The organism is Streptosporangium sp. NPDC049046 (genome assembly GCF_040649155.1).
In the GTDB taxonomy this organism is placed as follows: domain Bacteria; phylum Actinomycetota; class Actinomycetes; order Streptosporangiales; family Streptosporangiaceae; genus Streptosporangium.
On record NZ_JBEZEZ010000008.1, the window covers coordinates 159661 to 174150 of the forward strand.

The following is a 14490-nucleotide window of genomic DNA, read 5'->3' on the forward strand; positions in this document are numbered from 1 at the left end:
TCATCCAGTGAAAGGCCATCCTCTCACTTCGCAGCTCACGAACCTAATGTCAGGAGCGTGAACGAACCCACCCTCGCGATGCAGGACGAGATCAGCCGCGAGATCGCGGCGATCTCCAAGGAGTACGAACAGTCGCGCCTCCCCCAGCCCGAGACCCAGCCGCGGCTCAACTATCCGCCCTATCGCAGCAGCGTCCTGCGCCACCCGACGAAGGACCTGCACCACGTCGATCCTGAGACGATCGAGCGGTGGGCCCCGTGCTTCGGCCCGCAGGACGTCGGTCCCCTCGAGGCCGACCTCACGATCCAGCACAGCGGCGAGCCGATCGGCGAGCGCATCACGGTGACGGGCCGCGTCGTCGACGGCGACGGACGCCCGGTGCGCGGACAGCTCGTCGAAGTGTGGCAGGCCAACGCCGGTGGGCGCTACATCCACAAGCGCGACCAGCACCCCGCGCCGCTCGACCCCAACTTCACCGGAGCCGGCCGGTTCCTGACCGGCGACGACGGGTCGTACACGTTCCAGACCATCAAGCCGGGCCCGTACCCGTGGAAGAACCACCGCAACGCCTGGCGCCCCGCGCACATCCACTTCTCGCTGTTCGGCACCGACTTCACGCAGCGTATGGTCACGCAGATGTACTTCCCGGGCGACCCCCTGTTCGCCCTCGACCCCATCTACCAGTCGATCACCGACGAGAAGGCGCGCGCTCGCCTCATCGCGACGTACGACCACGACCTGACGACGCCGGAGTGGAGCACGGGCTACCGCTGGGACATCGTCCTGACGGGCAGCCACCGTACGTGGATGGAAGACGAGAGCGAGGACCACGTATGAGCCCCCTGCCCCCCACGCCCGGCCAGACCGTCGGGCCGTTCTTCCACTACGCGCTCCCCTTCGGGGGAGACTCGGAGCTCGTGCCGGCCGGCAGCACCGACGCGATCCGCCTGCATGGACTGGTGGTCGACGGCGAGGGCACCCCCGTCCCCGACGCGCTCGTCGAGATCTGGCAGGCCGCTCCGGAGGGGACGATTCCCCAGCGGCCCGGCTCGCTCCACCGCGACGGCTGGACGTTCACCGGCTGGGGACGCTCGGCGACCGACGGCGCGGGACGCTACTCGTTCTCGACCCTCGTACCCGGCGCCACCGAGCCCGGCCGTGCACCGTTCTTCGCCGTCACCGTCTTCGCCCGCGGCCTGCTCAACCGGCTCTTCACCCGCGCCTACGTCCCGGGTGACCCTCGGCTGGCGGACGACCCCCTGCTGTCGTCGGTCGCGCCAGAGCGGCGGGGCACCCTGGTCGCCGAGGCCGACGCGACCGGCTTCGTGTTCGACATCCACCTGCAGGGGGGCCGCGAGACGGTCTTCCTGACCTACCCCGGTCATTGAGCGGCAGGCTGTCTCCATGACCGATCTCTTCTGGCCCGGCGACGAACGCGCGGGCGAGCTGATGTCCGACGCCTACCTGCTCCAAGCGATGGTGCGGGTCGAGGCCGCCTGGCTGAGCGCTCTCGTCGACGCCGGACTCGTTCCGGCCTCAGACGACGTCGACCTCACGGCTCTTGTCACGGCGGATGACGTCGAAGCGATCGCCCTGGGCGCGGAGTCCGGGGGCAACCCGGTCATCCCGCTCGTGAAGCTGCTGCGTTCACGCGTCGGCGAGGACGCGGCGGCGTGGCTCCATCGCGGACTCACGAGTCAGGATGTGCTCGACACGGCGCTGGTCCTGACCATGCGCCATGTGCTCGACCGCCTGCTGGACGAGCTGCGGGCGCAGGTCACGACCCTGTCGGTCCTGGCCGAGCAGCACGCGACCACACCCATGGTCGGTCGCACCCTCACACAGCACGCGGTGCCCACGACTTTCGGCGCCATCGCGGCGTCGTGGCTGGACGGCATCGTCGACGCAGCCGAGTCGGTCGTGGACGCGCGTGGCCAGCTGCCGGTCCAGCTGGGCGGCGCCGTCGGCACCCTCGCGGCGACGACGGAGCTCGCCGGCCTACGCGACCTCACCGATGCGCCCTCCGTGGCCGCCGAGGTCGTGGCGATCACGTCGGAGGCGCTCGGTCTTCGAACCCGCCGGCCCTGGCACACCTCGCGTGGTCCCCTGACCCGCACCGCCGACGCGCTCGTCGCGTGCACGGACGCCTGGGGACACATGGCGACCGACGTCGCGACCCTGTCCCGCACCGAGATCGGCGAGCTCGCCGAGCCGGCCGTCGACGGGCGTGGCGGTTCCTCGACGATGCCGCACAAACGCAACCCGGTGCTGTCCGTGCTCATCCGTCGCGCCGCCCTCGCGGCCCCGGGCCTCGGCTCGTCGATGCACCTGGCGTCCGCCATGGCAGGTGACCAGCGTCCCGACGGCGCATGGCACGTCGAGTGGGCGACGCTGCGCACCCTCGCGCGGCGCACCGTCGTCGCGGCCTCCCAGACGACCGAGCTCCTCGAAGGGCTGCGCGTCGACACCGAGCGCATGCGCGCGACGCTCGACCACTCGGCGGACGACGTCCTGGCCGAGCGTCGCGGTGTCGCCGACCTACTCGACGCGAAGCACGACGACGACCCCACCACCTACCTCGGCTTCTCGGGCGACCTTGTCGTCGACGCGGTCGCCCGGGCCCGGACCTTCCTTGAGGAGAACGCGTGACCATCCCGCAGATCACCGCCGTCCGGCTCGGCGGCTCTCCCCGACTGCCGCTCCTGGTGCTCGGCCCCTCACTCGGCACGTCGGCCCGCACGCTCTGGTCGTCGACTGCCAAGCACCTTTCCGGCCATTTCGAGGTCATCGCGTGGGACCTGCCCGGCCACGGCACCAACTCGATCGTGGCTGAACCGTTCACGATGGCCGAGCTCGCCATCGGCGTGCTCGCGATGGTCGACGACGTGCTCGCCGAGCGCGACGCGGTCGATACCTCGTTCGTCTACGCCGGCGACTCCGTCGGCGGCGCCGTAGGACTGCATCTCCTGCTCGACGCACCGCAGCGCATCGACTCCGCCGTCGTGTTGTGCACCGGCGCCAAGATCGGTGAGGCTCAGGCCTGGCGCGATCGGGCCGCCACCGTCCGGGCGTCCGGCACTCCGGCCGTCCTGGAGAGATCGGCCTCCATCTGGTTCGCGGACGGGTTCCTCGAGCGCGATCCCGAGACCGGTGCCGCTCTGCTCCACGCACTGCAGAACACCGACGCCGAGGGGTATGCCCTGGTGTGTGAGGCGATCGCAAGCCATGACGTCCGTGACCGGCTCGCGGACATCCAGCAGCCCGTGCTGGCCATCGCCGGCCGTGAGGACGTTCCGACTCCCCCGGCGTCACTCGAGGAGATCGCCGATGGTGTGAAGAACGGTCACCTGGTCGTGCTCGACGGCGTCGCGCACCTCGCACCCGCCGAGCAGCCGGCCGAGGTGGCCCGACTGATCCTCGCCCACGCCTCGGGCGAGCCCCTGGTCGATGAGCCGCTGACCGTCGCCGAGGTGCGAGATGCCGGTATGAAGACCCGTCGCGAGGTGCTGGGTGACGCCCACGTCGATCGCGTCACCGCGTCGGCGACCGACTTCACGACCGAGTTCCAGGAGCTCATCACGCAGTACGCCTGGGGCTCGATCTGGACCCGCCCCGGTCTGGACCGACGCAGCCGCTCGCTCATCACCCTCACGGCCCTCGTCGCCCGGGGGCACCACGAGGAGTTCGCCATGCACGTCCGTGCCGCTCGCACCAACGGGCTGACCAACGACGAGATCAAGGAGCTGCTCTTGCAGACCGCGATCTACTGCGGCGTCCCGGACGCCAACACCGCCTTCCGCATCGCCCAGGAAGTCCTGGCCAAGATCGATCAGGAGCAAGCATGACCAGCGCCCACCTCTACGCGGCCGGCCGCACCCCCTTCGGCAGGTTCGGCGGGGCCCTCGCCGACGTGCGGCCCGACGACCTCGCCGCGACGGCACTCACGGGCGTACTCGCCAAGGCACCAGGCCTCGACCACACCGCGATCGGCGACGTCTTCTGGGGCAACGCCAACGGCGCGGGCGAGGACAACCGCAACGTCGGCCGCATGGCGGTGCTGCTCGCGGGGCTGCCCACCTCCGTCCCGGCGACGACCGTCAACCGGCTGTGCGGGTCGAGTCTCGACGCCGCGATCATGGCGTCGCGCGCGGTCGAGACGGGCGACGCCGACATTGTCGTCGCCGGCGGCGTGGAGTCGATGACGCGGGCCCCCTGGGTCCTTCCCAAGCCGGCCCGCGGCTTCCCGGCCGGCGACACGACCGCCGTCTCCACGACGCTGGGGTGGCGCCTGGTCAACGCGCGGATGCCGGCCGAGTGGACCGTCTCTCTCGGCGAGTGCAACGAGCAGCTGCAGAAGAAGTTCGGCATCAGTCGCGAGCGGCAGGACGAGTTCGCGGCCCGCTCGCACGAGCTGGCCGTGGCCGCTTGGGACGCCGGCTTCTACGACGCCCTGGTCACGCCGGTCGACGGCGTGGAGCTCACGCGTGACGAGTCGATCCGCGAGGACACCACACTTGAGAAGCTCGCGGGTCTCGAAACGGTCTTCCGAGTGGACGGCACCATCACCGCCGGCAACGCCTCACCGCTGAACGACGGCGCCTCCGCGCTGCTGATCGGCTCGGCCGAGGCGGCCGAGACGATCGGTCTCGATCCGCTGGCCCGGTTCGCCGGACGCGGCGTGCACGCGCTCGACCCGCAGGACTTCGGGTTCGCGCCGGTCGAGGCCGCCAACACCGCCCTCGCCCGCGCAGGCATCAGCTGGCCGGACGTCGGTGCCGTCGAGCTCAACGAGGCGTTCGCGGTGCAGTCGCTCGCGTGCGTCGACGCCTGGAAGATCGACCCGGAGATCGTCAACGTCAAGGGCGGCGCGATCGCCATCGGTCATCCACTGGGTGCCTCCGGAGCGCGCGTCCTCGGCACGCTGGCCCACCGCCTGGCCGAGTCGGGCGAGCGCTGGGGAGTCGCGGGCATCTGCATCGGCGTCGGCCAAGCTCTCGCCGTCGTGCTCGAGAACACCGGCTCGTCCAAGGGCGGGGTCCGATGACCACCATCGAGAGCTCGACGCTCGAGGCCGTCGCGGACATCGAGGACGGCTCCACAGTGCTGGTCGGCGGGTTCGGCATGGCCGGCATGCCGGTCGCGTTGATCGACGCCCTGATCGAGCAGGGCGCCACCGACCTGACCGTCGTGTCCAACAACGCCGGCAACGGTGACACCGGCCTGGCGGCGCTCCTCGCGGCCGGCCGCGTGAGCAAGATCGTGTGCTCGTTCCCGCGCCAGTCCGACTCCTACGTCTTTGACGGGCTCTACCGCGCGGGCAAGATCGAGCTTGAGGTCGTGCCGCAGGGCAACCTGGCCGAACGTATGCGTGCGGCCGGCGCGGGCATCGGCGCGTTCTTCTGTCCCACCGGCGTCGGCACCCCACTGGCCGAAGGCAAGGAAACCCGCACCATCGACGGGCGCGACTATGTCCTCGAGATGCCGATCCACGGCGACGTCGCACTCATCGGCGCCCACGCCGGCGACCCGATGGGCAACCTCGTCTACCGCAAGACCGCTCGCAACTTCGGGCCCGTCATGGCGACCGCCGCCGCGACGACCATCGCCCAGGTGACCCACATCGTCGCGACCGGCGACCTCGACCCCGAGGCCGTCGTCACGCCCGGCATCTACGTCGACCGCATCGTACAGGTCGCACAGGAGAAACCCACATGACCATCACCGTCAACGTCGACCGGACGATCGAGCGCGCCGACCGCGGACCCCTGAGCCGCGACGAGATGGCCGCCGCAGTCGCGCGCGACATCCCCGACGGATCCTTCGTCAACCTCGGCATCGGCCAGCCCACCCAGGTCTCCAACCACCTGCGTCCCGGCTCCGGTGTCGTCCTGCACACCGAGAACGGCATGCTCGGCATGGGCCCCGTCGCGGAGGGAGACGAGATCGATCCCGACCTCACCAACGCCGGCAAGGTCCCGGTCACCGAGCTCTCCGGTGCCTCGTACTTCCACCATGCCGACTCGTTCGCCATGATGCGCGGCGGGCACCTCGACGTCTGCGTCCTCGGCGCCTTCCAGGTCTCCGAGCACGGCGACCTCGCCAACTGGCACACCGGCGCCCCGGACGCCATCCCCGCCGTCGGCGGGGCCATGGACCTCGCCATCGGAGCCAAGAACGTCTTCGTGATGATGACCCTCTTCGCGAAGGACGGCTCGCCCAAGCTCGTCCCCCACTGCACCTACCCGCTCACCGGCCTCGCCTGCGTAAGCCGGGTCTACACCGAGTACGGCGCCTTCCTCGTCGGCCCCGACGGCGTCGTCGTGGTCAACACCTACGGCATCACCGTCGCGAAGCTGACCGACCGTCTGGACGTACCCGTCCGTCCTTTGGCCTCTGAAAGTTGAGCCGCCGCGTCGCAGTGATCAGTTCTACGGTCACAGCGGGATGGCTTTGCCGCAGGCGAGCTGGTAGGACTTGGTTACCTCGGGTAGAAGACGATATGTCACCTGCTTCGGAGGTGAGCCGACGCGCACGAGAGTGGCCAGGAGCGTCCACGACGCGGGCCGGTCGGCCTTCACCCAGATGCTGGAGTACAAGGCCGACCGGTACGGACGGACCGCGGTCATCGGATCCGGTGACCGCCCTTCCGTGTGACAGGCGGGTAAAAAAACCTCCGCAAGCCGATTTATGGCAGAGACCGGGCCAACCGCCCTCACCTCATCATTCCCACTGATCTCACGGCCCGTTCGGTTCACCGACGGCATATCTCCGATGACGCGAGCGTGATACCGGCGACACGCGACGGGTTATCGGGCAGGATTACGCCATGTCCCCCGAGCAGGTCGTCCTGCCGTACGCCACGTGGCCGTCGCCGGTCTCCACCTCCGACGTCGCCCGTTCCGGGCTGCGCCTCGGATACCCGACTGTTCTCGGCGAGGAGGTCTGGTGGACCGAGGACCGTCCCGCCGAGGGCGGACGGACCACCATCATGCACCGCAGCGCCGACGGAGCCCAGCGCGAGCTGCTGAGCGCGCCGTGGAGCGCCAGGACCAGGGTCCACGAGTACGGCGGGCGGTCGTACGCGGTGGTGCCCGGCGAGGGCGTGGTGTTCACCAACTTCGTCGACCAGCGCCTCTACCTACTGCCCGCCGGCGGTGAGCCCAGACCCCTCACGCCGGAGCCCGAGAAGCCGGCCGGCCTGCGCTACGCGGACCTGGTCGTCCACGACGGGCAGATCTGGTGCGTGAGGGAGCGTCACGACGACGGCCGGGTGAGCCGGTCGATCGTGTCCATCCCGCTGTCCGGCGAGGACGCGCCGCGCGAGCGGGCCGGCGGCCACGACTTCTACGCCTTCCCCACCCTCTCCCCCGACGGCGAGCACCTCGCCTTCGTCTGCTGGGACCACCCCCGGATGCCGTGGAACGGCACCGAGCTGTGGGTCTCCCGGCTCGCCGACGGCACCGCCTGGAAGGTGCGGGGCGGCGTCTCCGAGTCGGTGCTCGCCCCGCAGTGGCGTGACGAGCAGAGCCTCTACCTGATCTCCGACTGGTCGGGCTGGTGGAACCTCTACCTGGTCGGGATATACGGCACCGAGCCAAGGGCGCTCTACCCGGCGGAGGAGGAGTTCGCGGGTCCGCTGTGGCAGCTCGGCGCGGTGCCGTACGCACCGATGGCCGACGGGAGCCTCGCGGTCCTGCATGGGCGGGGCAACCTGCGTCTGGGGGTCTTCGACCCGGACAGCGGCGTGCTGAGCGACCTGGACGTGCCCTACGAGGGCTGGGACGCGGTGCTCGCCACCGACGGGCACGCCCTGGTCGGAATCGGGTACGGTCCCGCGCTGCCCCGGTCCATCATCCGGGTCGACACCGTGACCGAGCGGGTGGAGGAGCTCCGCAGGGACGTCAACGAGCTGCCCGACGCCGGTTACCTGCCACTCGCCAGGCCCGTGGAGTTCGAGACCCGGTTCGGGCGCGAGGTGCACGCGTTCCTCTACCCTCCGTCCAACCCCGAGGCGCGTGGCGAGGGCCCCGCGCCGTACGTCGTGTTCGTGCACGGCGGGCCGACCGGGCACAGTGTCGGCGCACTCGACCTGGAGAAGGCGTTCTTCACCAGCAGGGGCATCGGTGTGCTCGACGTCAACTACGGCGGTTCCACCGGCTACGGCCGCGTCTATCGCGAGCGGCTGCACGGCCAGTGGGGCGTGGTCGACGTCGAAGACTCGATCGCCGCGGCCGAGTGGCTGGCCGCGGAAGGTCTGGGCGACCCGGCGCGGATCGCGATCAGGGGCGGCAGCGCGGGCGGATGGACGGTCATGGCGGCCTGCTGCGCGTCCGAGGCGTTCGCCGGGGGTGTCTCCTACTACGGCGTGAGCGGACTCGCCAACTTCAGCGCGACCACCCACGACTTCGAGTCACGCTACGTCGAGTGGCTGATCGGCCCGGAGGATCCCGCCCTGTACGCCTCGCGCGAGCCCGTCGGCCAGGTGGCGGGGGTGAGCTGTCCCATGCTGCTCCTGCAGGGGCTGTCCGACCCGGTGGTCCCTCCGGCGCAGTCTCAGGCCTTCGTCGACGCTCTCACCGAACGCGGCGTCCCCTGCACCTACCTCACGTTCGAGGGCGAGGCCCACGGGTTCCGCCGCGCCGAGACCCGTAGTGCGGCCCTCGCCACCGAGCTCGCCTTCTACCAGCAGATCTTCCACTCCTGACCGGTCGGCGAGGTCAGCGGCTCAACGGGTTTTCAGCGGTCCGGCGGGGGCGACGGTTCGGCGGGGTCAGCGGGCGAACTCGGTGGCCCGCGATTCACGGACGACCGTGATGCGGATCTGGCCGGGGTAGGTGAGCTCCTCCTCGACCTGTTTGGCGACATCTCGGGCGATCACCTGGGCCTGGATGTCGTCGACCGCGTCGGGCTTCACCATCACCCTGATCTCCCGCCCCGCCTGCATGGCGAAGACCTTCTCGACGCCCTCATAGGAGGTGGCGATCTCCTCAAGCCGCTCCAGTCGCTTGACGTAGGCCTCCAGCGACTCGCGGCGGGCTCCGGGGCGGCCGCCGCTGATCGCGTCGGCGGCCTGGGTGAGGACGGCCTCGACCGTCTTGACCTCGACCTCGTTGTGGTGGGCCTCGATGGCGTGGACGACGTCCTCGTGCTCGCCGTAGCGTCTGGCGATCTCGGCGCCGATGAGCGCGTGGCTGCCCTCGACCTCATGGGTGAGCGCCTTGCCGATGTCGTGCAGGAGCGTGCAGCGCTTGAGCAGTGTCGTGTCGAGCCGCAGCTCGGCCGCCATGATTCCGGCGATGTGGGCGGACTCGATGAGGTGACCGAGCACGTTCTGGCCGTAGGAGGTGCGGTAACGAAGCTGGCCGAGAAGGGTGACCAGCTCGGGATGCATATCGGTGATGCCGAGCTCCACCAGGGCGTCCTCACCGGCGCGCACGCACAATTCCTGGACCTCCGCCTTGCTGCGCTCGTGGGCCTCCTCGATGCGCTGCGGATGGATGCGCCCGTCGAGGACGAGTTTCTCCAGGGTCAGTCGCGCGGTCTCCCTGCGGACCGGGTCGAAGCACGACAGCAACACGGCTTCCGGTGTGTCGTCGATGATCAGGTTGACGCCGGTGGTCGACTCGAAGGCGCGGATGTTGCGGCCCTCACGGCCGATGATGCGCCCCTTCATCTCGTCACCCGGCAGGTGCAGAACGCTCACCACGGACTCGGCGGTCTGCTCGGTGGCCACCCGCTGGACCGCCAATGTGACGATCTTGGTGGCGCGCTTCTCACCCTCCTTGCGGGCCTCGCTCTCGATCTCCCTGATGATCAGCGCGGCCTCGCGCTTGGCCTGGTTCTCGATCTCTCGGACCAACTCGGCCTTGGCCTGGTCGCTGGTGAGTCCGGACACCCGCTCCAGGATGGTCTTACGCTCCTCGGCGACCCGTTCGAGATCCTCACGGCGGTCGGCCAGCTCGACCTCCGTCTCGGCGAGCTTGCGGGCCCGGTCGGTCTGGCGCCTGGCCTCCTCGTCGAGACGCTGCTCCCGCTCGGCGAGCCGGTTCTCCCTGCGTTCGAGGTCGGACCGGAGCTCCTTGAGCTCGTACTTCAGGATCTTGCCCTCGGCCTCGGCCTCCTTGCGCATCTCCGCCGCCGCCTCGACCGCCGTCTCCGACTTGCGCAGGAGCTCTCCGGCGTCATCCCTGGCTCTCGCCCGAATGTCGGCGGCCTCGCGCCTGGCCTCCTCCAGATGGGTCTCGGCCTCGGCCTCCTGCTCGGGGGTGGGGCCCTTCTGCACGGGCCCGGCTCCACCGATACGACGCAGCAACACGACCAGCACGGCTGTCATCACGGCGAGAGCCACAACCGTCACTACCAACATGACGACCACGACCGGATCCATGCGCGCCTCACCTTCCTCGCGTCGCAAATATCAGGCACACGAGGGGTCACACGCACGGCACGGAAAGTCCAGGTGGCGGCGCTGTCGGGACAGAAGTGACCCCAGAGGGGATCACCTACCGGCTCTTCCCGCCGGTCCGTCGTTCCGTCCTCATCCGCCAAGCCTGTTTGCCCGTACTACACCGCTATGACAATCCGCACTGCGCGGAGTAACTCCTCACTGCCGTTGAGATTAAGCGTCAGAGAGGTAACGAGCAAGCAAAGACCCGCTGTCAAGCTGCTTTGGACTAGTCAAGCGAATAGCCCGAATCATCCGTGAATGACGATGTTTCCGCACCCTCGTCCTCCAGCACTTCGCGGATGACGCGAAAGGCCAGGCCGGGGCCGTATCCCTTCCGGGCGAGCATGCCGGCCAGTCTGCGAGTCCTGACCGCGGGCTCCAGGCTTCGGGTCGAGGAGAGCTTGCGCCGAACGAGGCGACGGGCGGTCTCCGCCTCCTCCTCGGGATCGAGCTGATCCACCGCTTCCTTCACGGTCTCCTCTTCCACCCCGCGGTGGCGGAGCTCCGAGGCGAGGGCCTTTCTGGCGAGCCCTCGCCCGGCGTGGCGTGAACTCACCCATGCCGCGGCGAACGCCTCGTCGTCGATGAGTCCGACCTCGGAGAAGCGGTCCAGCACGGCGTCCGCCGCCTCCTGTGGCACCTCACGCTTGCGCAGCGCCTCCGCGAGCTGGGCTCGGGTGCGCGGCGCCATGGTCAGCAGCCGCAGACAGATGCCTCGCGCCACCGCCTGCGGGTCGGCCTCGGACTTCCGGCTCGCCCCGGCCCGCTCGGCCGATCCGTCGGACCCGCCTGGTCCGTTGGGGCCGTCGGATCCTTCGGGAAGGAAACCCGGGGTAGCCCTCCCTGAGCGCCGCCCGCCACGACGGGAGGCACGTTTCCTCCGGCCGCGGGGTGCGTCGCCCGCAGGTTCCGCGGTCTCCTCGCGGAACCCTTCCTCAGAAGCGGACGAACCGAAGTCGCGCCCACGTCTGCCCGGTGAGGCCGCCCGAGGTTCGTCGGGCCAGGCGCCCCAGTCTCTCGGCCCGGCCTGGTCGGCCGGACCGGAGTCAGGTCCCGTCGTCATCGATCAGCCCGGACTCAGGCGTCACCCGGCTTGGGAGTGGCGGCCTTGGAGCCGCGACCGGACCCGGCGGAAGACGCGGCACCGGCCGCACGACCGGACGCGGCGGCCGGGGCCGAAGCCGCGGGGACGGGCGACGGGGCGGCCGGGCTGTCAAGGCGCGGGCCGACACCCAGCTTCTCCTTGATCTTCTTCTCGATCTCGTTCGCCATGTCCGGGTGGCTCTTGAGGAAGTTTCGCGCGTTCTCCTTGCCCTGGCCGAGCTGGTCACCCTCGTAGGTGTACCAGGCGCCGGACTTGCGGACGAAACCGTGCTCGACGCCCATGTCGATCAGGCCACCCTCGCGGGAGATGCCGACGCCGTAGAGGATGTCGAAGTCGGCCACCCGGAAGGGCGGGGCCATCTTGTTCTTGACGATCTTCACCCGGGTGCGGTTGCCGACCGCCTCAGTGCCGTCCTTCAGCGTCTCGATGCGGCGGATGTCGAGACGGACCGAGGCGTAGAACTTCAGCGCCTTTCCACCGGTCGTGGTCTCGGGCGAACCGAACATCACGCCGATCTTCTCGCGGAGCTGGTTGATGAAGATCGCGGTGGTGCCGGTGTTGTTGAGCGCGCCGGCGACCTTGCGCAGCGCCTGGGACATCAGGCGGGCCTGGAGGCCGACGTGGCTGTCGCCCATCTCGCCCTCGATCTCGGCCTTGGGCACCAGTGCGGCGACCGAGTCGATGACCAGCAGGTCGACGGCGCCGGACCGGATCAGCATGTCGGCGATCTCCAGCGCCTGCTCACCGGTGTCGGGCTGGGAGACGAGCAGCGCGTCGGTGTCGACGCCCAGCTTCTGGGCGTACTCCGGGTCGAGCGCGTGCTCGGCGTCGATGAACGCGGCGATGCCGCCGCCGCGCTGGGCGTTGGCCACCGCGTGCAGGGCGACCGTGGTCTTGCCCGAGGACTCGGGACCGTAGACCTCGACGATGCGGCCGCGTGGGAAACCGCCGATGCCGAGGGCCACGTCGAGCGCGATGGAGCCGGTGGGAATCACCTCGATGGGAGCCCGGGTCTCGTCGCCCAGGCGCATGATCGAGCCCTTGCCGAACTGACGCTCGATCTGAGCGAGTGCGGTCTCAAGCGCCTTCTCGCGGTCGTTAGCTGCCATGGGAGCCCCCTGAAGGGTCGCGGGTTGGATCGGTTGCCAGAAAGCTACGGGGTGCCGCCGACAATTTCGGGAGGGCACGCCAGGAGTGGTGGCCTGTTCAATATAGCCGAACGACTGTTCGATCGCCGCCCGTTGGCACCACGGGTTGCGGGAGTCGCGAACCATCGCGGAGGTCACCCGCGCACGACCGGGCACGACCGGACGCCGACGAACACAGACGGACGCGGACGAACACGAGCGGGCGCGGACGGCGGGTCCACCTTGGCGGTCCAGATGTCGCGTGGCGGTCCGACGAACACGGGGGCGCGGACGGCGGAGCCGCCGGCGAGGCGTGCGTGACACCGGGTGCGACAGGCATCATCGGGCACGAATGGCTACGAAACACATGAATAGCCGGTAACTGGCATAGAACGCCATAGGTCTACGCAACCAGGCACGGGCGGCGGGGCCGCCGACGAGGCGCGTGGCGCCAGGCGCCGTGGGCACCGGCGGCGGGAGAACCGCCCCGGAGAACCCGGAACCCATCCGAAAGGCGACATTTCCAAGAATTACCTGGAGCCTGTTGTAACCGGGCTGACCTGGGGTGATCCTGAGGGGAAACGACCCGAGGTGCCCGACGTGCCCAACGCGTTCACACAGCAACGCCTAGCCCATCTCGACTCCCTCGCCGCCGAACTGCGACAACGAGGGATGGTGAGCCGCACCCTCGGCGGCACCGCCCCCGTGCTGTGGGTGTGGCATCCCGACAGTCACCGGCAGACGATCGTCTTCGCCACGCCGGTCAAGGACGGCTGGCTGTTCCTGTGGGCACCGGACGGCGAGGAGAGCGCCGACGATCCCGCGCACGCGGCCGAGGTGGTGGAGAGGCTCCTCGTCCCGCTTCCCGAATCCTGACCGGCTCTCAGCGGAGCCTGGGTGAGACGTCGGTCACCCCGCACACGGCGTGCCAGACCTCCTTCGCCCCCACGCCGTCGGCCAGCGCCTGGACCACGGTCCGACCGCCGAGATCGGCGATGACGTAGTCGTTGGCCCATGAATCGGCGTACCGGTCACCGAAGTGTGACTTCATCCGCTTCCAGAATTCCGACAGGCGCATACCCCAAGTATGGGTCCACTCCGGGGTGGGGGAGCCCGTTCCGAGACGCCGCCTGACCGCGAACCACCCCGTCTCCCGATTTCCCGTCCAGGTCCGCCGGGACCTGGACGGGAGACGTACGGGGGAAGGGCCGTCGCCGGTGAGAACGCGGGCGGCCAAGGTCCGGGGTGAGGAGGCGGAGTCGTCAGAGCACTCGGGAGCCGTACATCTCTCCGAGGGGGTCGGCGAGCAGCTCCAGGCGTGCGCCGTCGGGGTCGGCGAAGTAGATGGACGCGCCACTCTCGACCTGGTGCGGCACTCCCGCCGCCTCCAGCTTGCCCCGCAGGCGCTCCCACGTGGAGGGATCGACGGAGATGGCGATGTGGTGGAGCCCGCCGAGAACCTCTTTGTAGGGGCCGAGGTCCAGGCCGGGGAAGTCGAAGAAGGCGAGGAGGTTGCCGTTGCCGATGTCGAAGAAGAAGTGGTTCGACCCCCGGTAGTCGCGGTTCTCGAAGATCTCCGTGAGCGGGAACTCCAGGAGGTCCTGGTAGAACGCGATCGTCGTCTCGACGTCGGAGGAGATCAGCGCGAAGTGGTGCAACCCCCTCGCGCTGCTCGGCGGGCGGTGCTCCCTGAGGTGCTCCGCCTTGATCCGCTCGCGTGTCGCCTCGATGGCCTGATGGTCGATGCTCACCGTTAGCTCACCACTCAATGCGTCGTGTGTTCGTCAAAGTCGTGTCCGTGACGACAGGGG

At 69.5% G+C, this 14490-nt stretch carries 14 protein-coding genes and 1 pseudogene; 9 read left to right on the forward strand and 6 right to left on the reverse strand.

Annotated features, from left to right (window positions below; all coding sequences use genetic code 11):
• Window positions 1-57 precede the first annotated feature (57 nt).
• The 7 genes from pcaH to AB0B96_RS13630 are packed head-to-tail and all read left to right on the forward strand — an operon-like array spanning window position 58 to window position 6404.
• Window positions 58-837, forward strand: coding sequence for a protocatechuate 3,4-dioxygenase subunit beta (gene pcaH, locus AB0B96_RS13600; RefSeq protein WP_362898502.1), 780 nt, complete (start codon window positions 58-60; stop codon window positions 835-837).
• On the forward strand, window positions 834-1388 hold the full coding sequence (pcaG, locus tag AB0B96_RS13605) for a protocatechuate 3,4-dioxygenase subunit alpha (protein WP_362898504.1): 555 nt from the start codon (window positions 834-836) through the stop codon (window positions 1386-1388). The genes pcaH and pcaG overlap by 4 nt, the downstream gene beginning before the upstream one ends.
• 16 nt (window positions 1389-1404) lie before the next feature.
• Window positions 1405-2649 carry a lyase family protein gene (locus tag AB0B96_RS13610; RefSeq protein ID WP_362898506.1) on the forward strand — a complete coding sequence of 415 codons (1245 nt, stop codon included), beginning with the start codon at window positions 1405-1407 and terminating at the stop codon, window positions 2647-2649.
• Window positions 2646-3845, forward strand: a complete 1200-nt coding sequence (pcaC, locus tag AB0B96_RS13615) for a 4-carboxymuconolactone decarboxylase (RefSeq protein WP_362898508.1) — start codon at window positions 2646-2648, stop codon at window positions 3843-3845. Before AB0B96_RS13610 ends, pcaC begins: the two co-directional genes overlap by 4 nt.
• Window positions 3842-5044 (forward strand): thiolase family protein, encoded by a 1203-nt coding sequence (locus AB0B96_RS13620; RefSeq protein WP_362898510.1) that lies wholly within the window; start codon window positions 3842-3844, stop codon window positions 5042-5044. Before pcaC ends, AB0B96_RS13620 begins: the two co-directional genes overlap by 4 nt.
• Window positions 5041-5715 (forward strand): 3-oxoacid CoA-transferase subunit A, encoded by a 675-nt coding sequence (locus AB0B96_RS13625; protein ID WP_362898512.1) that lies wholly within the window; start codon window positions 5041-5043, stop codon window positions 5713-5715. Before AB0B96_RS13620 ends, AB0B96_RS13625 begins: the two co-directional genes overlap by 4 nt.
• On the forward strand, window positions 5712-6404 hold the full coding sequence (locus AB0B96_RS13630; protein WP_362898514.1) for a 3-oxoacid CoA-transferase subunit B: 693 nt from the start codon (window positions 5712-5714) through the stop codon (window positions 6402-6404). The genes AB0B96_RS13625 and AB0B96_RS13630 overlap by 4 nt, the downstream gene beginning before the upstream one ends.
• 30 nt (window positions 6405-6434) lie before the next feature.
• Here the strand turns inward: AB0B96_RS13630 and AB0B96_RS13635 are convergent, their stop codons facing one another.
• Window positions 6435-6596 (reverse strand): hypothetical protein, encoded by a 162-nt coding sequence (locus AB0B96_RS13635; RefSeq protein ID WP_362898773.1) that lies wholly within the window; start codon window positions 6594-6596, stop codon window positions 6435-6437.
• A 230-nt stretch (window positions 6597-6826) separates the two neighbouring features.
• Between AB0B96_RS13635 and AB0B96_RS13640 the strand changes: the two genes are divergently transcribed.
• Window positions 6827-8704, forward strand: coding sequence for a prolyl oligopeptidase family serine peptidase (locus AB0B96_RS13640; RefSeq protein ID WP_362898516.1), 1878 nt, complete (start codon window positions 6827-6829; stop codon window positions 8702-8704).
• Window positions 8705-8770: 66 nt separating this feature from the next.
• Here the strand turns inward: AB0B96_RS13640 and rny are convergent, their stop codons facing one another.
• The 3 genes and pseudogenes from rny to recA form a co-directional block, all read right to left on the reverse strand.
• Complete coding sequence (rny, locus tag AB0B96_RS13645; protein WP_350944636.1) at window positions 8771-10387, reverse strand: ribonuclease Y; 1617 nt, start codon at window positions 10385-10387, stop codon at window positions 8771-8773.
• Window positions 10388-10673: 286 nt separating this feature from the next.
• On the reverse strand, window positions 10674-11510 hold the full coding sequence (recX, locus tag AB0B96_RS13650) for a recombination regulator RecX (RefSeq protein ID WP_362898518.1): 837 nt from the start codon (window positions 11508-11510) through the stop codon (window positions 10674-10676).
• Between the two features lie 164 nt (window positions 11511-11674).
• Window positions 11675-12661 (reverse strand): annotated as a pseudogene (gene recA, locus AB0B96_RS13655) (recombinase RecA); the annotation flags it as partial.
• Window positions 12662-13279: 618 nt separating this feature from the next.
• Between recA and AB0B96_RS13660 the strand changes: the two are divergent.
• Complete coding sequence (locus AB0B96_RS13660) at window positions 13280-13555, forward strand: hypothetical protein (RefSeq protein WP_362898520.1); 276 nt, start codon at window positions 13280-13282, stop codon at window positions 13553-13555.
• Window positions 13556-13562: 7 nt separating this feature from the next.
• Here AB0B96_RS13660 and AB0B96_RS13665 read toward each other — a convergent pair whose 3' ends face one another.
• Together AB0B96_RS13665 and AB0B96_RS13670 are read right to left on the reverse strand one after the other, a co-directional pair.
• Window positions 13563-13757: a DUF3046 domain-containing protein gene (locus AB0B96_RS13665; RefSeq protein ID WP_350944641.1), complete on the reverse strand. Its 195-nt coding sequence runs from the start codon at window positions 13755-13757 to the stop codon at window positions 13563-13565.
• Window positions 13758-13941: 184 nt separating this feature from the next.
• The gene (locus AB0B96_RS13670; protein ID WP_350944643.1) at window positions 13942-14430 is read right to left on the reverse strand and encodes a VOC family protein; all 489 of its coding nucleotides are present in this window, start codon (window positions 14428-14430) and stop codon (window positions 13942-13944) included.
• Window positions 14431-14490: the final 60 nt, after the last annotated feature.